15 protein-coding genes are annotated in these 20,961 nt (G+C 71.3%); 8 read left to right on the top strand and 7 right to left on the bottom strand.

The genetic code is table 11. The annotated features are described in order from the left end of the window. From CRP51_RS05670 to CRP51_RS05645, 6 genes are all read right to left on the bottom strand, one after another. The gene (locus CRP51_RS05670; RefSeq protein ID WP_245880381.1) at positions 1–2,457 is read right to left on the bottom strand and encodes a SpoIIE family protein phosphatase; all 2,457 of its coding nucleotides are present in this window, start codon (positions 2,455–2,457) and stop codon (positions 1–3) included. Positions 2,458–2,542: 85 nt separating this feature from the next. Then, positions 2,543–2,749: an SPOR domain-containing protein gene (locus tag CRP51_RS28290; RefSeq protein WP_107500834.1), complete on the bottom strand. Its 207-nt coding sequence runs from the start codon at positions 2,747–2,749 to the stop codon at positions 2,543–2,545. A gap of 136 nt (positions 2,750–2,885) precedes the next feature. Next, on the bottom strand, positions 2,886–3,641 hold the full coding sequence (locus CRP51_RS05660) for a succinate dehydrogenase/fumarate reductase iron-sulfur subunit (protein WP_097229924.1): 756 nt from the start codon (positions 3,639–3,641) through the stop codon (positions 2,886–2,888). A gap of 107 nt (positions 3,642–3,748) precedes the next feature. Next, positions 3,749–5,665 (bottom strand): fumarate reductase/succinate dehydrogenase flavoprotein subunit, encoded by a 1,917-nt coding sequence (locus CRP51_RS05655; RefSeq protein ID WP_097229847.1) that lies wholly within the window; start codon positions 5,663–5,665, stop codon positions 3,749–3,751. 65 nt (positions 5,666–5,730) lie between these two features. Beyond that, the gene (gene sdhC, locus CRP51_RS05650; RefSeq protein ID WP_097229846.1) at positions 5,731–6,534 is read right to left on the bottom strand and encodes a succinate dehydrogenase subunit SdhC; all 804 of its coding nucleotides are present in this window, start codon (positions 6,532–6,534) and stop codon (positions 5,731–5,733) included. A 78-nt stretch (positions 6,535–6,612) separates the two neighbouring features. Further along, positions 6,613–6,915 (bottom strand): Rv0250c family protein, encoded by a 303-nt coding sequence (locus CRP51_RS05645; RefSeq protein ID WP_245880380.1) that lies wholly within the window; start codon positions 6,913–6,915, stop codon positions 6,613–6,615. 226 nt (positions 6,916–7,141) lie between these two features. On the opposite strand from CRP51_RS05645, the gene CRP51_RS29915 reads away from it, so the two are divergent. The 7 genes from CRP51_RS29915 to CRP51_RS05610 all read left to right on the top strand — a co-directional run bounded on the left by CRP51_RS29915 (position 7,142) and on the right by CRP51_RS05610 (position 17,901). Beyond that, on the top strand, positions 7,142–9,592 hold the full coding sequence (locus CRP51_RS29915; RefSeq protein ID WP_097229845.1) for an ABC transporter substrate-binding protein: 2,451 nt from the start codon (positions 7,142–7,144) through the stop codon (positions 9,590–9,592). Between the two features lie 392 nt (positions 9,593–9,984). After that, entirely contained in the window at positions 9,985–11,853 is a 1,869-nt protein-coding gene (gene typA / locus CRP51_RS05635) for a translational GTPase TypA (RefSeq protein ID WP_097229844.1), read from the top strand. A gap of 346 nt (positions 11,854–12,199) precedes the next feature. After that, entirely contained in the window at positions 12,200–13,822 is a 1,623-nt protein-coding gene (locus CRP51_RS05630; protein WP_097229843.1) for a peptide ABC transporter substrate-binding protein, read from the top strand. 93 nt (positions 13,823–13,915) lie between these two features. Then, positions 13,916–14,845, top strand: a complete 930-nt coding sequence (locus CRP51_RS05625) for an ABC transporter permease (RefSeq protein ID WP_097229842.1) — start codon at positions 13,916–13,918, stop codon at positions 14,843–14,845. Then, on the top strand, positions 14,838–15,827 hold the full coding sequence (locus CRP51_RS05620) for an ABC transporter permease (protein WP_097229841.1): 990 nt from the start codon (positions 14,838–14,840) through the stop codon (positions 15,825–15,827). The genes CRP51_RS05625 and CRP51_RS05620 overlap by 8 nt, the downstream gene beginning before the upstream one ends. A gap of 27 nt (positions 15,828–15,854) precedes the next feature. Beyond that, positions 15,855–16,877 carry an ABC transporter ATP-binding protein gene (locus CRP51_RS05615; protein WP_097229840.1) on the top strand — a complete coding sequence of 341 codons (1,023 nt, stop codon included), beginning with the start codon at positions 15,855–15,857 and terminating at the stop codon, positions 16,875–16,877. After that, a complete protein-coding gene (locus tag CRP51_RS05610) occupies positions 16,870–17,901 on the top strand; it encodes an ABC transporter ATP-binding protein (RefSeq protein WP_097229839.1) in 1,032 nt (343 codons plus the stop codon). Before CRP51_RS05615 ends, CRP51_RS05610 begins: the two co-directional genes overlap by 8 nt. Positions 17,902–17,915: 14 nt before the next feature. Here CRP51_RS05610 and CRP51_RS05605 read toward each other — a convergent pair whose 3' ends face one another. Continuing rightward, positions 17,916–19,130 carry a WD40/YVTN/BNR-like repeat-containing protein gene (locus CRP51_RS05605; RefSeq protein ID WP_097229838.1) on the bottom strand — a complete coding sequence of 405 codons (1,215 nt, stop codon included), beginning with the start codon at positions 19,128–19,130 and terminating at the stop codon, positions 17,916–17,918. A gap of 167 nt (positions 19,131–19,297) precedes the next feature. On the opposite strand from CRP51_RS05605, the gene CRP51_RS05600 reads away from it, so the two are divergent. Continuing rightward, the gene (locus CRP51_RS05600) at positions 19,298–20,935 is read left to right on the top strand and encodes a peptide ABC transporter substrate-binding protein (RefSeq protein ID WP_097229837.1); all 1,638 of its coding nucleotides are present in this window, start codon (positions 19,298–19,300) and stop codon (positions 20,933–20,935) included. Positions 20,936–20,961 lie beyond the last annotated feature (26 nt).

Here is a 20,961-nt window from a genome sequence, read left to right as displayed (position 1 = left end):
TCAGGGGCCGGTGGTGAGCTCGAACCAGACGGTCTTCCCGGCCGGCCCCCGCCGGGTCCCCCACCGGCGGGATTCCCGGGAGACCAGCGACAGGCCACGGCCACCCTCGTCCTCGGGGGTGGCCGTTCGCTCGCGCGGCGGGTCGGCCACCGGGTCGGTGACCTCGACCAGCAGCGAGGAACCGCGCACCACGCGCACCTCCACGGGGCCGCGCGCGTGCCGGACGGCGTTGGTGACCACCTCGCTGACAAGCAGCTCCGCCTGCTCGGCCAGGTTGTCCAGGCCCCACTCGCGCAGCGTCGCCACCACGGCGCCGCGCGCCTCGCGGACCATGCTGCGTTCGGCGGGGAACGTCCAGGTGGCCAGCCGGTCGGCCGGCAGCCCGCCGAGGCGGGCGATCAGCAGGGCGACGTCGTCGGAGTCGTGGTCCTGGTTGTGGGGGCGCAGTGCGCCGATCAGGTGGTCGCAGACCAGGCCGAGCGGCACGTCGGAGCCGGTGACGCGTTCCAGCAGGGCGCACAGCCGGTCCAGGCCGACGCCCAGGTCCTCGTCCCTGGTCTCGATCAGCCCGTCGGTGTAGAGGACCAGCAGGGTGTCCTCGGGGAGTTCGATGCGGCGCTCCTCGAACGAGGTGCCGCTCACCCCGAGCGGCATCCCGGCGGGCAGGTCCAGTGGCCGCGCCCGCCAGGCGTCGCCGTCCTCCCTGCCGACCAGCACCGGTGGCAGATGGCCGGCCTTGGCGATGGTGCAGATCCGGCTGGCCGGGTCGTAGACGGCGTAGGCGCAGGTGGCCATCATCGGGTCGTCGGGGTGCTGGGCGATGTCCTCGCCGAGGTCGTTGATCCGCCGCAGCAGCTCGGAGGGGGCCAGGTCGAGGGTGGCCAGGGTGCGCACCGCGGTCCGCAGCTGGCCCATGGTGGCGGCGGCGCGCAGGCCGTGGCCGGTCACGTCGCCGATGACGAACGCGATCCGGCCGCCGGCGAGCGGGATCACGTCGAACCAGTCGCCGCCGATCTCCGCCCCGCTGGCGCTGGGCACGTAGCGGTGGCTGACCGAGACGCCGGGCAGCTCGGGAAGCCACTGGGGGAGCAGGCTGCGTTGCAGCATCAGCGCGCCCTCGCGCTCCCTGGCGTAGAGCCGCGCGTTGTCCAACGAGACGGCGGCGCGGGCCGCGACCTCGGTGGCCAGGGCCAGGTCGTCGCGGTCGAACGAGGTGCGCTTCCCGGCGCGGCTGATCAGCAGCACGCCCAGCGTGGTGCCGCGTGCCCGCAGCGGCAGGGTGAGCATGGAGTGGATGCCGAGGCCGACGACGGACTCGACCATCGGGGAGTCCTCGGGAAGCCCCTCCACCAGGGCTTCCTGCGACTCGGTCAGGTCGGACTCGCCCCGGGCGAGCGCCCCGGCGAGCAGTGGTGTCGGAGGGAAGGACTCGGACCTGCCGACGCCGAGCAGCCGGTCGATGGCCTCGGTGTGGCGCTTGGCGGCGACGCTCAGCTGCACCAGCTCGGCCTCGCCGAGCACCCCGACGGGGACCGGGTCGCCGCCGGTGGCCAGGGGGGCGAGCAGTTGGACGCTGGAGTAGTCGCCGAACCTGGGCACCAGCTGCTTGGCCAGGGCCTCCGCGATCCGGCGCACGTCGAGCAGGTCGCTCATGGCGTTGCCCACGTCGTTGAGGAGCGCGAGCCGTTGGCGGGCCCGTTCGATCTTGTCCAGCGCCTCGCGCCGGTCGCTGATGTCCATCACGGTGCAGCTGACGCCGAGCGGCTTGCCGTCCCTGCCCAGCAGCTGACCGAGGGAGAGGGACTGGGCGCCCTGGCCGTCGGGGGAGGACAGGACCAGGTTGGTCACGGGCTGACCGGTGACGAGGACCTCGCGCTGCACCCGGTAGAGCTCCTGGGCGGTCGGGTCGGGCAGCACGTCGAGGACGGTCCGGCCGCGCAGCTCCCGGTCGCCGACGTCCTGGAGCCGGCGCAGCGCGTCGTTGGCCCGGACATAGCGCAGCTCGGTGTCGAAGATGGCGATGCCGAGCGGCGAGGCCGTGAACAGGCCCTCAAGCGCGGCCAGGTCCTGTTCGACGTCCAGCATCTCGCCGACCTCGAGGAGATTGGCCAGAATGAGCGGGCCCTCGTCGTCCTCGCCCAGCGGGTAGGCGCGGCACTCCATGAGCACGCCCGAGCCGTCCGCGTGGCGCATCCGCAGCATCCCGCGCCAGCCGCCGTCGGCCAGGACCCGCCGGTGGGTGAGCGGTGGCGTCCCGTCGTCCTCGGTGACGAGCAGCTCGGCCAGTCGGGTGCCGAGGGTCCGCTGTTGGGATCGCCCCAGGATCTCGTCGAGGGTGGGGCTCCACAGCACGACCCGGTCCGCCTCGTCCAGCATCAGGAAGCCGAAGCGGAGGATGTCCAGCAGCGAGCGCTGGGCGCCGGACGGGTTGTCCGGGTGGGCCGGTTCTCTGTGCAACGCTCCACGTCCCCCGTCGGGTGCCTTCGCCGGCCGGCCCGGCGAAGCAGGGATGAATGTCCCTTATACCCGATTGTGCCTGGGGTCAGCGGCGCCCGCGTCCCTGGGCCTCCACCCGCTCCACGAGGTAGTCGACGTCCGGATGCGCCGGAGGCGCCTCGGCGCCGCCGGCGCGCAACCGTTCGATGAGGCGCTGAGCCTCGGACCTGGTGGCGCACCGCCCTATCCGGTAGCGGCTGCCGTTCTTCTCCTGACGGATCACCTGCCACGGGTGCAAAATGCTGCCGTTCATCCCTCACCCCACCTCCGCATATGCCAGACCTTACGCCAGCGCCTTACCCAGCGCACACGGTTCAGGCCACAGCGTTGGTGGTATGCGCCGGCGCACGCATCGTGCTCCCCCCGTGCGCCGCCCCGCCGGCGTGACCCTAGTCGTCGCGCCGGCGCCGCCGGATCCGGGAGCCCAGCCACACCAGCGGGTCGTACGCGCGGTCCACCGCGCGTTCCTTGAGGGGGATCAGCGCGTTGTCCGTGATCCTGATCGACTCGGGGCAGACCTCGGTGCAGCACTTGGTGATGTTGCAGAAACCGAGCCCGTGCTCCTTCTGCGCGTCGCGCGCGCGGTCAAGCCCCCGCTCGCCCGCCGCGTCCAGCGGATGGGTGTCCAGCTCGGCCGCCCGCATCAGGAAGCGCGGCCCGGCGAAGGACTCCTTGTTCTCCTCGTGGTCGCGTACCACGTGACAGACGTCCTGGCAGAGGAAGCACTCGATGCACTTGCGGAACTCCTGCGAGCGCGCCACGTCCTCCTGGCTCATCCGGTACTCACCGGGACCGAGCCCGCGCGGGGGAACGAACGCCGGGATCTCCCGCGCCTTCGCGTAGTTGAAGCCCACGTCCGTGACCAGATCCCTGATCACCGGGAACGTGCGCATCGGCGTCACCGTCAGCACCTCGTCCGGGGCGAACAGCGACATCCGCGTCATGCACAGCAGCCGTGGCCGCCCGTTGATCTCCGCCGAGCACGAACCGCACTTGCCCGCCTTGCAGTTCCAGCGCACCGCCAGGTCGGGGGCCAGGGTGGCCTGCACCCGGTGGATCAGGTCGAGCACCACCTCGCCCTCGTGCGCGTCGACCGTGTAGTCGGTCAGCCGCCCCGAGGGCCCGTCGCCGCGCCAGATCCGCAGCCGCGCCCGGCGCGGCGGGCCCGCGCCCGCGCCCGTCCCGCCGTCGGCCGTCGCCTCCGCCCTGGGATCGTCCGTGGGACCGCCCGTGGGATCGTCCGTGGAATCGCTCACGTCAGCTCCTCTTCGGTCAGGTACTTGGCCAGCTCTTCCCGCTCGAAGAGGTCGAGCAGGTCGGCCCGCATCGCCGGCAGTCCGCGGCGGGTCAGCCGCACCCCGGCCGCCGGTTCCGGCAGCGCGCACAGCAGGTTGACCCGGCGCCAGGCCGGGTCCATCGCCGGGTGGTCGTCGCGGGTGTGGCCGCCGCGCGACTCGGTGCGTTCCCTCGCGGCCAACGCCACGCACTCGCTGACCAGCAGCATGTTCCGCAGGTCGAGCGCCAGGTGCCAGCCCGGGTTGTACTGCCGGTGGCCCTCCACGGCGACGCGTTCGGCCCGCGCGCGCAGCGCGGCCAGTCGCTCCAGGGCCTCGGCCATCTCGGCGTCCCGCCGGATGATGCCCACCAGGTCGTTCATCGTGCGTTGCAGCTCGGTGTGGATCGTGTACGGGTTCTCCGGCTCCGCCCCGCCGCCCGCCTGCTCCGCCCCGCCGAACGGCCGCAGCGCCTCCGCCTCGGCCGCCGCCACCTGCGCGTCGCCCGCGCGCGGCCGGCGCGCCGGCGCCAGCCCGCCGGCGTGCAGCGCGGCGTGCAGCCCGGCGCGGCGGCCGAAGACCAGCAGGTCGGAGAGGGAGTTGCCGCCCAGCCGGTTGGAGCCGTGCATCCCGCCGGCCACCTCGCCCGCGGCGAAGAGTCCGGGCACCCCGGTGGCCGCCGCCGTGTCGGGGTCCACGTCGACCCCGCCCATCACGTAGTGGCAGGTGGGGCCCACCTCCATCGGCTCGCGGGTGATGTCCACGTCCGCCAGTTGCTTGAACTGGTGGTGCATGGACGGCAGCCGGCGCTCGATCTCGGCGGCCGGCAGCCGCGTCGACACGTCCAGGAAGACCCCGCCGTGCGGGCTGCCGCGCCCCGCCTTCACCTCGGCGTTGATCGCCCGCGCCACCTCGTCGCGGGGCAGCAGCTCGGGCGGGCGGCGGTGGTGCTCGGGGTCCTCGTACCAGCCGTCGGCCTCGGCCTCGTCGGCGGCGTACTGCGCGCGGAACACCTCCGGCACGTAGTCGAACATGAACCGCCGGCCCGCGCTGTTCCGCAGCACCCCGCCGTCGCCCCGCACGGACTCGGTGACCAGGATGCCCTTGACCGACGGCGGCCATACCATGCCCGTCGGGTGGAACTGCACGAACTCCATGTTCACCAGCGGCGCCCCGGCCAGCAGCGCCAGCGCGTGCCCGTCGCCCGTGTACTCCCAGGAGTTGGAGGTCACCTTGAACGACTTGCCGATCCCGCCGGTGGCCAGCACCACCGCCGGCGCGTCCAGCACCAGGAACGTGCCCGACTCGCGCGCGTAGCCGAAGACCCCGGCCACCCGCCCGCCGGGAACGCCGCCCTCGGTCAGCACCCGGGTGACCGTGCACTCCTGGAAGATCCTCAGCCGCGCCTCGTGGTCCCCGCTCTCCCGGAAGTCCTCCTGCTGGAGGGCGACCACCCGCTGCTGGAGGGTGCGGATCAGCTCCAGCCCGGTCCGGTCGCCGACGTGCGCCAGGCGCGGGTACTCGTGGCCGCCGAAGTTCCGCTGCGAGATCCGTCCGTCGCGGGTCCGGTCGAAGAGCGCGCCCCAGGTCTCCAGCTCCCACACCCGGTCGGGCGCCTCGCGCGCGTGCAGCTCGGCCATCCGCCAGTGGTTGAGGAACTTCCCGCCGCGCAGCGTGTCCCTGAAGTGCGTGCGCCAGTCGTCGCGCGCGTTGACGTTGCCCATGCTGGCGGCGATGCCGCCCTCGGCCATCACGGTGTGGGCCTTGCCGAAGAGGGACTTGCAGATCACGGCGGTGCGCAGTCCCTGCTCCCGCGCCTCGATCGCCGCCCGCAGCCCGGCGCCGCCGGCGCCCACCACCACGACGTCCCACGTCTGCCGTGCCACGTTGCTCAACTCGGGTCACTCCTCGCTCGTGGGCGGACGGGTCCGGGCCGCCGACGGGGCGGCGTTCCGGTGGTTCAGAAGAGCCGCGGGTCGGAGATGACGTCCGTGGCCAGCAGGTAGACGTACAGGTCGCACAGGCCGAGGCTGATCAACGAGGCCCAGGCCAGCGCCATGTGGCGGCCCGTCAGCCGGCTCACCCAGGTCCACAGCCGGTAGCGCACCGGGTGGCGGGAGAAGTTCCGCAGCCGGCCGCCCATCGCGTGCCGGCACGAGTGGCAGGAGAGGGTGTACGCCCAGACCAGCACGATGTTGACCAGGAAGAGCAGCGTGCCGACGCCCATGTGGCCCCAGGCGTACTCCTCGTCGCGGAAGCCGAGCACCGTGTCGTAGGTGAGCACGCAGGCGATGACGGCCGAGGCGTAGAAGAAGTAGCGGTGCGCGTTGTTGAGGATCAGCGGGAAGCGCCGCTCGCCCGAGTAGGAGCGGTGCGGCTCGGCGACTCCGCAGGCCGGGGGCGAGGCCCAGAACGAGCGGTAGTAGGCCTTCCGGTAGTAGTAGCAGGTCATCCGGAAGCCCAGGGGGAAGACCAGGATGACCAGCGCGGGGGAGAGGGGCCACCACTCCCCGACCAGCGCCCAGTTGGGCCCGCCCCGCATCGGCTCGCACGCCTCGGCCAGGCAGGGCGAGTAGAAGGGGGAGACATAGGGCGCCGCGTAGTAGTCGGCGTCGGAGAACGCGCGCCAACTGGCGTAGCCGATGAACGTCAGCAGCGCCAGGGCGGTCGCCGCCGGCGCCAACCACCAGCGGTCGGTGCGCAGATGGCGCGCCCCGATGGCCGCCCGGCTCGCCGGGGCGTTCGGTGCGGTTTCGGTTGCCACGGATTGCTCCCGATGCTCGTCGGGGTCGTACGGGCGTGGAGCGTCGTCCGGCGCGCGCCCTGAGGCGCGCGCCGGATCTCAGGGGCGGGCGGGACCGTGCCGCGCGCCCAGACCCTCGTCGTCGGCGTCCCGCCACAGGCTGCGGTCGTAGGGCGCCTCGGGAACCGCGATCGGTTCGGCGTCGGCCGCGGCGGACGCGTCGGGCCGGCGGCCGGGGGAGGCGGCCAGCAGCGCGAGGCCCTCCCGCAGGTGCCGGGCGTCGGCGCGCAGCCGCCGGGTCTCCAGACCGGGCCCGAACTCCCGCTCCAGACGGCTGATGTGAACGGTCAGTTGGTCGACACAGCGTTGCGCGGCTCGCAGTTCGTCGTGCGACTGGCTCACGTGCCACCTCCGTTGGTGGTGCATCGCCCTCACGAGTGTGACGCGCGCCACAGCCCCTTGGGAAGGGGTCGTCTCGGCCACCTCGTCGGGTGCGACGCCTGGGCCGGGCGGGTGATCTGCCGGGGCGGGGCGCCGTGTCGGTCCGGTCGGGGGACGCCGGTCCCGTTCAGTGGTGGATACGTGTGATGAACGGTTTAACGGACTAGGTCCGGCGGAGGTACGAGCCATGGCAGGCGTCCCAGCGAACAGCGAGCACCCGGCCACGACCGGCCGGCCGGCCCGACGGCGGGCCGGCGCCCGATGGGTCGCCGCGCTCACCGTCGGGCCGCTGCTGGCGGCCGGGCTGCTCGCCGGCTGCGGGGGCGGGGAGGAACGGTCCCTCGTCGACGACGCCGCCCGTTCCGTCGCCGGCGCCGACCGCGCCGGGCTGCGCGAGGGCGGCACCGCCACCTGGGCCGTCGACGCGCTGCCCGCCACGCTGAACGCCTACCAGTTCGAGGCCGACGAGGTCACCGCGCGGATCGCCGCCGCGACCCTGCCGATGCTCCACACCGTGGACGAGGAGGGACGCCCCCGGCTCAACGAGGACTTCCTGCGCTCCGCCGAGGTGACCGCGACAGAGCCGCGCCAGCGGGTGGTCTACACACTGAACCCGGATGCGGTCTGGAGCGACGGCCGACCGTTGGACGCGGAGGACTTCGCCGCCCAGTGGAAGGCGCTGCGCGGCGAGGAGACGGAGTACTGGTCGGCCAGCGCCCAGGGGTACGACCGGATCGAGAAGGTCACGGCGGGGCCGGGGAAACACCAGGTCGAGGTGGTCTTCACCCGCCCGACCGCGGAGTGGCGGGCGCTCTTCAGCCCGCTCTACCCGGCCGAGGTCACCGGCGACCCCGCGGTCTTCAACGAGGGCTCGCGGACCGAACTCCCGCTCTTCGCCGGCCCCTTCGCGGTTCAGTCGGTGGACCAGGAGGAACGTTCGGTCACCCTCGCGCGCAACCCCGAGTGGTGGGGAGAGAGCGCCCTCCTCGACGAGCTGGTGCTGCGGGCCGTCGACCGGGACGAACGTGCCGCCGCGCTGCGCGAGGGCTCGGTCGACATCGCGGAGGTCGCCCCGGCGGAGGCGGCCCGCATCGAGGCGGCCGACGCCGTCGAGGGCGCGGACGACGGCGAGGGGGCGGACGACGGCAAGGGGGAGGGGCTCGGGGAGGGCGAGCTCAACGCGCCCGCCGGCCCGTCACCCGCCCTGGACGCCCTCCACGACCTCGCCCTCGCGCGGCTCGGCGGGACCGGGGAGAGCGCGGACGCCACCCGGCGCTACGCGGCGGCCGTGGCCGGCGCCGACCGGACCAGGGAACGCGCCTTCGCCACCCGCGAGGAGGCCCTGCGCGAACAGTTGCGCGACTTCACCGTGCACCGTGCCTACCACCCGAGCTACACCCAGCTCACCCTCAACGGAAGCTCCGAGGCGCTGGAGGACGAACAGGTGCGGTGGGCCATCGCCCGCGCTCTCGACCGCGAGAAACTGGCCAGCCAGGTCCACGAGCCGGCCGGGCTGCCGACCGCGCCGCTCGGCAGCCATCTGCGGGTCGTCGGCCAGCACGGGTACGAGGACACCAGCGACGCGCTCGGCGCGACCGGCGCCGAGCGGGCGGCCGAGCTGCTGGAGGAGGCCGGCTGGCGGCTGCCGGCCGACGACGCGACCAGCGACGACAAGGCGACCGGCGCACGCGCCGCCGCGCTCGCCCCGTTGAGCCCCGGCCTTCCCGCCGCGCACCAGCGCGCGGGCCTGCTGGCCCAGGCGGCCGGCGTCCTCGCCGAGCCCGCCGCGGAGCCCCCGGCCGAGCCGGCCGCGGAGCCGGCCGCGGAGGAAGAGGAAGAGGAAGAGGAAGAGGAAGAGGAAGAGGAAGAGGGGGGAGAAGGGGAAGCGGAGGGGACCGACGGCGCCAACGGCGCGCCGGCCCCCGCCGGCGCCGGCCCGCTCCCCATGACCGCCCCGCTCCCCACCGCCGACGAGGCCGGCGAGGCCGGCGAGGCGGAGGAGGCCGGCGAGGCGGGGGAGAGCGACGCCGTCGCCGAGGCCCGGCGGGTCGCCGACGAGGCGGCCCGGGAGGCCGGATCGCTGAGCGAGGCCGCCAGGGCGCCCGTCCGCACCAGGGACGGCGAGCCGCTGAGCCTCCGCTTCGTGATGCCCGACGGCGCCGACGCCGAGCCGCTGCGCCAGGTCGGCCACCGGATCGCGGCCATGCTGGCCACCGTCGGCATCGGCACGGAGATCAGCGAGGTGCCCGCCGACGAGTACTTCGAACGCCACGTCGCCTCCGGCCGCTTCGACCTCGCCCTCCACTCCTGGCCGGCGACCGCCTACCCCGCCGTCGACGCCAGACCGCTGTTCACCAAGCCGGTCTCGCTCCCCGGCGGCCAGCTGCTGGTCGAGCAGAACTACGCGAGGGTCGGCACCGACCACATCGACCAGCTGCTGGACCGGGCGGCCGGCGCGCTCGACGAGGAGGAGTACCGGCGGCTGCTCGACGACGCGGACGCCAGGATCTGGGCCGCCGCCGGCTCGCTCCCCCTCTTCCAGCGGCCCCAACTCGTCGCCGTCCACCGGGACCTGGCGGGTGTCGGCGCCTTCGGCCTCGCCACCCCGCGCTTCCAGGACATCGGCTTCCGCCGCTGAGCCCCCGCGGTCGCTGAGCCCGCCCCGCCGCCCCGACCCGAGCCGAACCCCGCCCCAACCCCGCCCCAACCCCGGCCGAAATCGGGCCGAACCCCTCCGCCACCTCCCCGCGCCGAGCCCCGACCGCCCCCGCGCCCCCCGACTCCGGTTCCCGCACGTCGTGCCCCGCGCCGACCTGCGGGAACCGGCCATGACCGGCGGCGCGGCGCCGCCCGCGCACGCCCCCCGGCACCCCGCGAGCCGCGTGGCCCGTCGCGCGCCCCGTACCATGGCACCCGAGGCCGGTGCCACGGTCTGCCCGGCGCGCGGGTCTGGGGGCCCAGCGGACACACCCGGGTGGGGCGCAGTCTGCCGCGCCGCCCCAGCCACGAACCCGGGAGAACTGCCCAGCCATGCCTACGCGTCACGACATTCGCAATGTCGCCATCGTCGCCCACGTCGACCACGGCAAGACCACCCTGGTGGATGCCATGCTCCGGCAGGCGGGGGCGTTCGCCGCCCACCAGCAGGTGGACGACCGGGTGATGGACACCGGTGACCTGGAGCGCGAGAAGGGCATCACCATCCTCGCCAAGAACACCGCCGTCCGTTACCACCCCAAGGGCGGCGGCGACCCGGTGGTGATCAACATCATCGACACCCCGGGCCACGCCGACTTCGGCGGCGAGGTGGAACGCGGCCTGTCCATGGTGGACGGCGTGGTGCTGCTGGTGGACGCCTCCGAGGGGCCGCTGCCGCAGACCCGCTTCGTGCTGCGCAAGGCGCTCCAGGCCCGGCTGCCCGTGGTGCTCTGCGTCAACAAGACCGACCGTTCCGACGCCCGGATCTCCGAGGTGCTGAACGAGACCTACGACCTCTTCCTCGACCTGGACGCCGACGAGGAGCAGATCGAGTTCCCCATCGTCTACGCCTGCGCCAGGGACGGCGTCGCCTCGCTGACCCAGCCGGCCGACGGGACGGTGCCGTCCGACAGCGACAGCCTGGAGCCGTTCTTCACCACCCTGCTCCAGGCCGTTCCGGCGCCGGTCTTCGAGGAGGACGCCCCGCTCCAGGCGCACGTCACCAACCTGGACGCGGACAACTTCCTCGGCCGGATCGCGCTCTGCCGCGTGAAGCAGGGCGAGCTGCGCAAGGGCCAGTCCGTCGCCTGGCTGAAGCGGGACGGCAGCGCGGCCACCGTGCGGATCACCGAGCTGCTGATGACCGACGCGCTGACCCGCAAGCCGGCCGAGGTCGCCGGGCCGGGCGACATCTGCGCGGTGGCCGGCATCCCGGACATCATGATCGGCGAGACCCTGGCCGACCCGGAGCACCCCGAGCCGCTGCCGCTGATCACCGTGGACGAACCGGCGATCTCCATGACCATCGGCACCAACAACTCCCCGCTGGTGGGCAAGGGCGGCAAGGGCCACAAGGTCACCGCCCGGCTGGTCAAGGACCGGCTCGACCGCGAGCTGGTCGGCAACGTCTCGCTCCGGGTCCTGCCGACCGAGCGCCCCGACGCCTGGGAGGTGCAGGGCCGAGGCGAGTTGGCGCTGGCCATCCTGGTGGAGCAGATGCGCCGCGAGGGCTTCGAGCTGACCATCGGCAAGCCCGAGGTGGTCACCAGGGAGATCGACGGCCGGGTGCACGAGCCGGTGGAGCGGATGACCGTCGACGCCCCCGAGGAGCACCTGGGCGCCATCACCCAGCTGATGGCCAGCCGCAGGGGCCGCATGGAGACGATGACCAACCACGGTTCCGGCTGGGTGCGGATGGAGTTCCTGGTCCCGTCGCGCGGACTGATCGGGTTCCGGACGGAGTTCCTGACCGAGACCCGGGGCACCGGCATCGCGCACAGCATCTTCGAGCGGCACGAGCCGTGGGCCGGTGAGCTGCGCACCCGCAAGAGCGGGTCGCTGGTGGCCGACCGTCCGGGAGTGGCGACCCCTTACGCGATGTTGAATCTCCAGGAACGCGGCGTGATCTTCATCGAGCCGGGTACCGAAGTGTACGAGGGCATGATCGTCGGTGAGAATTCCCGTTCCGACGACATGGACGTGAACATCACGAAGGAGAAGAAGCTCACCAATATGCGCGCGGCCGCGGCCGACACCACGGAGAACCTGGTGCCGCCGCGCAGGCTGTCGCTTGAGCAGTCGCTGGAGTTCTGCCGCGAGGACGAGTGCGTGGAGGTCACGCCGAGCGAGGTGCGCATTCGCAAGGTCGTGCTGGACCAGCGGGATCGCGCCCGCGCCACCGCCAGGGCCAAGCGCAACTGAGCTGAGCTGCGGCGTTCGACGACATGACCAACTTTTACGTTGGTCATGTCAAGCCCGTTTGTGGGGGGCTATGCGGTGGCTCGTCCGTTATCCGGAGTGTGGTGCGCGACCTGCGTCACATCGGTCCGGATAACGGAGAGCCCGCATCGGCTGAATGTCCGCTTTGGGGGCTTTGCTCCCCCTCATCTTCATCAAAATGAAATAGCGAAGCGGTGGTTAGCGCGGGTTTTATGCCCAATAGTTGTGGGCATTGCGATCCGGACGCGTGTGACGCGGGTAGATGACCTTGTCCTCGCTCCGGGGTTCTCTCTTGCAGTGACAGTGGACTCCCAAGGAGGCAAAGCCCATGCGTGGTGCGCGTAGCGCCAAATGGGTCGCCAGTGCGATTGTCGTGGCCTTCGCCGCGACCGCCTGCGGCAGTGACGGCGACGACTCGGGCGGCGACGCCTCCGGTGGGGACTCGGCCGGCATAGTCCGGGTCGACGGCGGTGAGCCGCAGAACCCGCTGATCCCGTCGGACACCACGGAGCAGTACGGCGCCCTGGTGATGGACAACGTGTTCTCGAAGCTCCTCGACTTCGACGACGAGGGCGAGATCTACATGGTCGCCGCCGAGTCGGTCGAGCCGAACGAGGACGCTTCCGTCTGGACGGTGAAGCTCAAGGAGGGCTGGACCTTCCACGACGGCACCGACGTGACCGCCCAGCACTACGTGAACGCGTGGAACTGGGCCGCCCACATCGACAACAACCAGTCGACCAGCTTCTGGTTCGCCGACATCGCCGGCTACGCCGACGTCCACCCGGAGGAGGGCGAGGAGCCCACCGCCGAGGAGATGTCCGGTCTGAGCGTCGTGGACGACCTGACCTTCGAGATCGAGCTGACCAACCCGGTCTCGTACTTCGACTACAAGCTCGGCTACACGCCGTTCACCCCGCTCCCGGACAGCTTCTACGACGACCCCGAGGCCTTCAGCCAGGCGCCGATCGGCCAGGGTCCGTACGCGTTCGAGGAGTGGAACCACAACGAGTCCATCAAGCTGCGGACCTACGAGGACTACGCGGGCGAGAACAAGCCGGTCAACGGCGGCGTCGACATCATCGCCTACACCGGTCTCGACGCGGCCTACCAGGACCTCCTCTCGGACAACCTGGACGTCATCCGCCAGGTCGACCCGAAGGACCTGCCGGTCTACGAGACCGACCTCGGCGACCGCGCCGTCACCCAGCCGTACAACGGCATCCAGACCATCGTGCCGGTCAAGTACGGCGACTGGGGCGACGTCGACCCGAAGGTGCTCCAGGGCCTCTCGATGGCCATCGACCGGGAGACCATCACCTCCACGGTGCTGAACGGCTCGCGCACCCCGGCCGACAGCTTCGCGCCTCCCGGCGTGCTGGGCTACCAGGAGGGCGCCTCCGGCGACATCACCACCTACGACCCCGAGCGCGCGCGCGAGCTGGTCGAGGAGGGTGGCGGCGTCCCGAACAACGAGGTCGTCGTGCAGTTCAACGCCGACGGTGGCCACCAGGAGTGGGTGGACGCGGTCTGCAACAACCTGATCGCGAACCTCGACATCGAGTGCCGTTCGGACGTGAAGCCGGACTTCGACACCGACCTGGAGGCGCGTGACGCCAACGAGGTCGAGGGCTTCTACCGCGGTGGCTGGCTCGCCGACTACCCGCTGAACGTCAACTTCATGAGCGAGCTCTACCACTCGCGCGCGTCGACCAACTACGGCCGCTTCGACAACGAAGAGGTTGACCAGCTGTTCGACGAGGGCAACCAGGCCGCCTCCCTGGAGGAGACCGTCGCCGCCTACCAGGAGGCCGAGCAGGTCCTCTGGGAGACCATGCCGGCCATCCCGCTCTGGTTCCAGAACATCAACGCCGGTTACTCCAACAACGTGGAGAACGTGTCCTTCGACACCTCCGGCCAGCCGTTGCTGACCGAGATCACGGTCAAGTAAGGCCAGCACGGCACCAGCAGCGCAAGGGGGCCGACGGGCCACTCCGTCACCACGGAGCGGCCCGTCGGTCCCGCCGACTTAGATGGAGGAACCATGGGGCGCTATGTCGTGCGGCGACTGCTCCAGATGATTCCGGTGTTCATCGGGGCGACGTTCATCATCTTCATGATGATGTACGCCCTGCCCGGCGACCCGATCAGAGCCCTGTGGGGCGAACGCGCCCCCGACGAGGCCCAGATGGCCGCCATGAAGGCGGATCTCGGGCTCGACCAGCCGATCCTCAAGCAGTACTGGGACTACCTCACCGGGCTGGTCCAGGGGGACTTCGGCACCCAGATCGCCAGCAGACGCGAAGTCATCGACGTGATCACGGACGCGCTGCCCGCGACCGTCAGACTCACGCTGCTTGCGTTCCTGTTCACCGCGTGCATCGGCATCGCGATGGGTCTCGCCGCCGGTCTGCGCGCCGGGGGCAAGACCGACCGGGTCATCCTGTTCATCACCCTGCTGCTGACCTCGGTCCCGGTCTTCGTGATCGGCTACCTCTACCAGACCTACTTCGGCGTCCGCTGGGGATGGGTCAGCCCCAACGTGCAGGACTCCGAGAACTGGGGCCAACTGCTGCTTCCCGCCATCGTGTTGGCCTCGCTGTCGCTGGCCTACGTGGCGCGGCTGACGCGGACCTCCGTCGCGGAGAACCGGCGCTCCGACTACATGCGGACGGCGCGCGCCAAGGGACTCTCCCCGTCCCGCGCGGTCCGGGTGCACCTGCTGCGGAACTCGATGATCCCCGTGATCACCTTCCTCGGCGTCGACCTCGGCAACCTCTTCGCGGGCGCCATCGTCACCGAGGGGATCTTCAACATCCACGGTATCGGCCGGGCCGTCTACACGGCGCTCAACTCCCGCGAGGGCGCGACGGTGGTGGGGATCGTCTCCTTCATCATCCTGATCTATCTCGTCGTCACGTTGATCGTCGACCTGCTGTACGCGGTCCTCGACCCAAGGATTCGCTATGCCTGAAGCCGAAGCCACCAACGTCAACAAGGCCGTGCGCGCCACCGGGGCACCCGAGTCCGATGTCGCGGTGACCGAGGGCGGGCAGCCGGCGGAGATGGCGGCGTCGGGGCCGGTCCCCGGCAAGCCGCGCAGCCTCTGGTCGGACGCCTGGCACGACCTGCGCCGCAAGCCGTCGTTCCTGATATCGGCCGGCATCATCCTGGTGCTGCTGGTCATGGCGGCCTGGCCGGGTCTCTTCACCAGCGTCAGCCCGCGCAGCGGCGACCTGACCACCAGCTACCTCCAGAAGCCGGAGCTGACGCACTTCTTCCAGCCCGAGTGGCTGGGGTACAACCAGCAGGGCCAGAGCATCTACGCCCGGATGATCTACGGCACCCGCGCCTCGATCGTCATCGGCGTCTCGGTGACCGCGCTGGTGCTGGTGCTGGGCAGCATCGTCGGGATGCTCGCCGGCTACTTCGGCGGCTGGCTGGACGCGCTGCTCTCCCGGATCACCGACACCTTCATGGGCATCCCCTTCATGCTGGGCGCCATGGTGGTGCTGGTCTCGTTCGACACCAGGACCACCTGGACGGTGACGATGGCCCTGGCCTTCCTCGGCTGGACCACGATCGCCAGGGTGATGCGCGGCTCGGTGATCGCGATCAAGCAGTCGGACTACGTGATGGCGGCGCGCTCGCTGGGCGCCGGCACGGGGCGCATCCTGCTGCGCCATGTGCTGCCCAACGCGGCGGCCCCCGTCATCGTGGTGGCGATGATCGCGCTCGGCGGCTACATCACGGCCGAGGCGGTGCTCTCCTTCCTGGGCATCGGCCTCTCGGACCCGGCGATCTCCTGGGGTGGCGACATCAACAGGGCGCAGGACCAGATCCGGGTGGCGCCGCACGTGCTGCTCTACCCGTCGATCCTGCTGAGCATCACCATCCTGTCCTTCCTGATGCTGGGTGACGCCGTGCGTGACGCCCTCGACCCCAAGCTGCGCTGAGTGGGAGATACGCGCGTGTCGATAGAGATGACCAAGGCGGAGGTCCCCGGCGTTCCGCTGCTCGAAGTCCGGGACCTGCACGTCGAGTTCCACACCCGGGACGGTGCGGCCAAGGCGGTCAACGGGGTCAGCTACACGGTGGACGCGGGGGAGACCCTGGCGGTCCTGGGTGAGTCCGGCTCCGGCAAGTCCGTGACGGCGCAGACCATCATGGGCATTCTGGACATGCCCCCCGGCCGCATCACCGGCGGCGAGATCCTGTTCCGCGGCGAGGACATGCTCAAGATGTCCGAGGAGGAGCGGCAGCGGATCAGGGGCGACAAGATCGCGATGATCTTCCAGGACGCCCTCTCCGCGCTCAACCCCGTGCTGTCGGTCGGCTACCAGCTCGGCGAGATGTTCCGGGTGCACCGGGGCATGAGCCGCAAGGACGCCAAGGCCAAGGCCGTCGAGCTGATGGACCGGGTGCGCATCCCGGCGGCGAAGGAGCGGGTCAACGACTACCCGCACCAGTTCTCCGGCGGTATGCGCCAGCGGATCATGATCGCGATGGCGCTGGCCCTGGAGCCGGACGTGATCATCGCGGACGAGCCGACCACGGCGCTGGACGTGACCGTCCAGGCCCAGGTGATGGACCTGCTCGCGGAGTTGCAGCGCGACTTCGAGATGGGACTGATCCTGATCACCCACGACCTGGGTGTGGTCGCGGACGTCGCCGACAAGATCGCGGTGATGTACGCGGGCCGGATCGTGGAGAACGCCCCGGTGCACGAGCTGTACAAGCGTCCGGCGCACCCGTACACCAAGGGTCTGCTGGAGTCGATCCCGCGCCTGGACCACAAGGGCAAGGAACTGTACGCGATCCAGGGGCTGCCGCCCAGCCTCACCGCCATCCCGCAGGGCTGCGCGTTCAACCCGCGCTGCCCGATGGCCCAGGACGTGTGCTTCACCGACACCCCGCCGCTGGCCGAGGTGCTGGAGCAGGACGGCGGCCCGATCGGCGGCCGGGCGAGCGCCTGCCACTTCTGGAAGGAGACGATCCATGGCTGACCGTGAACCCATTCTCGAAGTGGCCAACCTGGTCAAGCACTTCCCGTTGACCCAGGGCATCCTCTTCAAGCGGCAGATCGGCGCGGTCAAGGCCGTGGACGACGTCTCGTTCGAGCTGTACCAGGGCGAGACCCTGGGCATCGTGGGCGAGTCGGGCTGCGGCAAGTCGACCGTGGCCAAGCTGCTGATGAACCTGGAGCAGCCGACCTCGGGCACGATCAAGTACAAGGGCGAGGACATCTCGAAGCTCTCCGGGCGTGCCCTGCGGGCCGTGCGGCGGAACATCCAGATGGTCTTCCAGGACCCCTACACCTCGCTCAACCCGAGGATGACGGTCGGCGACATCATCGGGGAGCCGTTCGAGATCCACCCGGACGTGGCGCCCAAGGGCGACCGTCGCAAGAAGGTGCGCGAGCTGCTGGACGTGGTCGGGCTGAACCCCGAGTACATCAACCGCTATCCGCACCAGTTCTCCGGCGGTCAGCGGCAGCGCATCGGCATCGCGCGCGGGCTGGCGCTCAACCCCGAGATCATCATCTGCGACGAGCCGGTCTCCGCGCTGGACGTCTCGGTGCAGGCCCAGGTGATCAACCTGATGGAGCGCCTCCAGGACGAGTTCGACCTCTCCTACGTGTTCATCGCCCACGACCTGTCGATCGTGCGTCACATCTCCGACCGGGTCGGCGTGATGTACCTCGGCAAGCTGGCCGAGCTGGGCACCGACGGGGAGATCTACGACCACCCGACGCACCCGTACACCCAGGCGCTGCTGTCGGCGGTCCCGCAGCCGGACCCGGAGGTGCGGGAGAGCCGCGAGCGGATCATCCTCACCGGGGACGTCCCCTCGCCGGCCAACCCGCCGTCGGGCTGCCGCTTCCGGACCCGCTGCTGGAAGGCGGAGGACCGGTGCGCGCAGGAGGTGCCGGTGCTGGCGATTCCCGAGCGGTTCGCCAAGGACAAGGGCGGGGTCGCCCACCCCTCGGCGTGCCACTTCGCCGAGGAGCGGGACGTCGTCCACGCCTGACGGGCGTCCCCCGGTCAGGGCTGGGTCGGCACCGTCGCGTCGGGCCGGCCCAGCACCACGGTGCGCCAGGTGAAGCCGTCGGTCGAGATCCGGTAGTGGCCCGGCTGGCTCAGGTCGGTCAGCAGATAGCCGGCCGGGGTCAGCTCGGGCAGCTCCGGCGGCGCGCCGGGACGGGTCACCTCGAAGGTGTGCCCCCGGTCGTCGCTGCGGTAGATGGCGTCGAACGAGTAGACGGTGAGACTGCCGTCGTCCGCCGCGATGGGCGTGCCGACCAGCGAGTGCGGTCCCGGTCCCGCCGAGGGTGACCAGACCCGCTCCCAGCCCGTGCCGTCGTCGGAGCCCCGGTAGATCGCCAGCAGGGTGGTCGCCAGCGCGGAGCTGCTGCCGGGCTCCAACGTGGCGCTGCCGCTGGCCAGTACGTACCAGTCCTCGGGCCCGGCGGCGAGGACCAGCGAGTTGACCGAGCGCCGGTCGGCCTCCGGCGCCCGCTCCAGAAGCCGCAGCCGCTCCCACTCGCGGCCGGCGTCCAGTGTGATCGCGATGTCGGGCTGCCCGGTCTCCGGGTCGAGCCCGGCCACCCACCAGCCGCCCTCGGGCAGCCGCCCCGGGCGGCCGAGCTCGGTGAGCGGCGGCTGGCCGGCGAGCCGGCGGGGCCGGGCGTCGTCGGGGGAGAGCACCTCCAGCGCGCGCTCGTCGGGGTCCTGCCCGGCCGGGCGCGGCACCGCGCCCTCGGGGATCGCGCGGGCGGTCCGCCCGTCGGGGCCGGCGCTGGGGCTGTCGGACCGCCAGCGCGCGCCGCCGTCGGTGGAGAGCCAGTCCTCCTGCCCCGAGGAGACCCGCACCCCGCGCTCGCCGACGGCCTCCACGGTGAAGAGGCTGTTGGCGGCGGGCGTGGTGGGCAGCGGGGTGTCGCGGGTGACCCACCCGTCCTCGTCGAGCACCGCCACTCGGTAGGAGCAGTTGCCCTCGTGCCGGGTGGCGGCGTGGAGGCACTCGACGAGCAGCGCCGCCGCGTGGTCGGGCCCGGCGAAGCTCAGCTGCGCGACCTGGCCGGAAAGTTGCGTTTCGGAAGGGATCGGCGGGGGGTCTGCCGAGGGCTCGGGCGCGGGGGTGGCGCCGGGCGTGCCGGAGGCGGCCGGGTCGTCGGTCGCCTGTTCGGCGGAGGTGCAGCTCAGCAGCGTCAGTGCGGTGAGGACGAGGACCTGCGGGAGAGGAGACCTGCGAGGCATGGCCAGACCATAACGCAGCGGGCCGGTCCGGCATATGGGGGTTTTCGGGCAACACTCCGGAGCGACAAGTGTCCGATTTCCTGTAAATAGGGATATAAGGGATGCACAGGCCGCTCCCTGCCAGTGGTCCCCTCCACCGGCAGACGTCCCCCGCCCAGGAGGCGCCCATGATCGCCGGCACCCGACTGGCCCCGACCCTGGTCGGCGTCACCGCACTGGCGCTGCTCGCCTCCGGCTGCGGCGGAGGCGGCTCGGGTGGCAGCGGCGGCGGCTCCGGGATGGTCCGCGCCTCGTGGGGCGACCCGCAGCACCCGTTGGAGCCGGCCAACACCAACGAGGTGCAGGGCGGCAAGGTGCTCGACATGATCTTCCGGGGCCTCAAGCGCTACAACCCGGAGACCGGCGAGGCCGAGGACATGATGGCCGAGTCGATCGAGACGGACGACCAGCAGAACTTCACGGTCACCCTCAAGGAGGGCTGGACCTTCCAGGACGGCACCGAGGTCACCGCCGACTCCTACGTCGACGCCTGGAACTACGGCGCCCACCTGGACAACGCCCAGATCGCCAGCTACTTCTTCCAGTTCATCGAGGGCTACGACGAGGTCCACCCCGAGGAGGAGGGCGCCCAGGCCACCGCGGACACCCTCAGCGGCCTGGAGGTCACCGGCACGCACACCTTCACCGTCCGGCTCACCGAGCCGTTCGCGCTGTGGCCGGAGACCCTGGGCTACGCCGCCTACGCCCCGCTGCCGCAGGCGTTCTTCGACGACCACGAGGGCTGGCTGGCCAAGCCGATCGGCAACGGCCCGTACCAGATCGACTCCTACCAGCGCAGCCAGTCCATGCGACTGGTGCGCAACGAGGACTACGCCGGCCCGGACAAGGCGAAGAACGACGGCGTCGACCTGCGCGTCTACACCGACAACAACACGGCCTACACCGACCTCCAGGCCGGCAACCTCGACGTCATCGACGACGTGCCCGCCTCCCAGCTCAAGAACGCCGAGTCCGACCTCGGCGACCGCTACATCAACCAGCCGGCCGGCATCATCCAGACGGTCGTCTTCCCGCTCTACGACGACGCCTGGTCGGGCGAGGACGGCGTCAAGCTCCGCCAGGGCATCTCCATGGCGATCAACCGCGAGCAGATCACCGAGCGGATCTTCTCCGGCACCCGCACCCCCGCCAGCGACTTCACCTCGCCCGTGCTCGGCGAGGACGGCGGCTTCCAGGAAGGGCTGTGCGGCGAGGTCTGCGAGTACGACCCCGAGCGCGCCCGCCAGCTGATCGAGGAGGCCGGCGGCCTCCCCGGCGGCCGGGTGACGCTCTCCTCCAACGTGGACACCGGCTCCCACCGCCAGTGGCTGGACGCGGTCTGCAACAGCGTCAACAACGCGCTGGAGCAGGAGAACGCCTGCACCGTCAACCCGGTGCCCACCTTCGCCGACTTCCGCAACCAGATCACCGGCCGGGAGATGACCGGCATGTTCCGCGCCGGCTGGCAGATGGACTACCCGCTGATCCAGAACTTCCTCCAGCCGCTGTACTACACCGACGCCTCGTCCAACGACGGCGGCTACAGCAGCGAGGAGTTCGACGACCTGGTCGACCAGGCCAACTCGGCGGACAACGAGGAGGACTCCGTACGCCTCTTCAAGGAGGCCGAGCAGGTCCTCGTCGACGACATGCCCGCGATCCCCCTCTGGTACCAGAACGGCACCGCCGGCTTCTCCGAGCGGGTGAGCGACGTGCGGCTCAACCCGTTCTCCGTCCCGGTCTTCACCGAGATCACCGTCTCCTGACCGGCTGACCCAAGCCCGCCGCGCCG

Origin of the sequence: Streptomyces zhaozhouensis, assembly GCF_900230195.1 — a bacterium.
GTDB classification, from domain to species: Bacteria; Actinomycetota; Actinomycetes; order Streptomycetales; family Streptomycetaceae; genus Streptomyces; species Streptomyces zhaozhouensis.
This window is presented reverse-complemented; position numbering and strand designations above follow the sequence as displayed.

What these genes read in the sequence shown, in the direction of transcription:
- CRP51_RS05615 (WP_097229840.1), top strand. Translation starts at nt 15,855, where the DNA reads ATGACCAAGGCGGAGGTCCCCGGCGTTCCGCTGCTCGAAGTCCGGGAC.
- CRP51_RS05605 (WP_097229838.1), bottom strand. Translation starts at nt 19,130, where the DNA reads ATGCCTCGCAGGTCTCCTCTCCCGCAGGTCCTCGTCCTCACCGCACTG.
- typA (WP_097229844.1), top strand. Translation starts at nt 9,985, where the DNA reads ATGCCTACGCGTCACGACATTCGCAATGTCGCCATCGTCGCCCACGTC.
- CRP51_RS28290 (WP_107500834.1), bottom strand. Translation starts at nt 2,749, where the DNA reads ATGAACGGCAGCATTTTGCACCCGTGGCAGGTGATCCGTCAGGAGAAG.
- CRP51_RS05630 (WP_097229843.1), top strand. Translation starts at nt 12,200, where the DNA reads ATGCGTGGTGCGCGTAGCGCCAAATGGGTCGCCAGTGCGATTGTCGTG.
- CRP51_RS05620 (WP_097229841.1), top strand. Translation starts at nt 14,838, where the DNA reads ATGCCTGAAGCCGAAGCCACCAACGTCAACAAGGCCGTGCGCGCCACC.
- CRP51_RS05610 (WP_097229839.1), top strand. Translation starts at nt 16,870, where the DNA reads ATGGCTGACCGTGAACCCATTCTCGAAGTGGCCAACCTGGTCAAGCAC.
- CRP51_RS05600 (WP_097229837.1), top strand. Translation starts at nt 19,298, where the DNA reads ATGATCGCCGGCACCCGACTGGCCCCGACCCTGGTCGGCGTCACCGCA.
- CRP51_RS29915 (WP_097229845.1), top strand. Translation starts at nt 7,142, where the DNA reads ATGGCAGGCGTCCCAGCGAACAGCGAGCACCCGGCCACGACCGGCCGG.
- CRP51_RS05625 (WP_097229842.1), top strand. Translation starts at nt 13,916, where the DNA reads ATGGGGCGCTATGTCGTGCGGCGACTGCTCCAGATGATTCCGGTGTTC.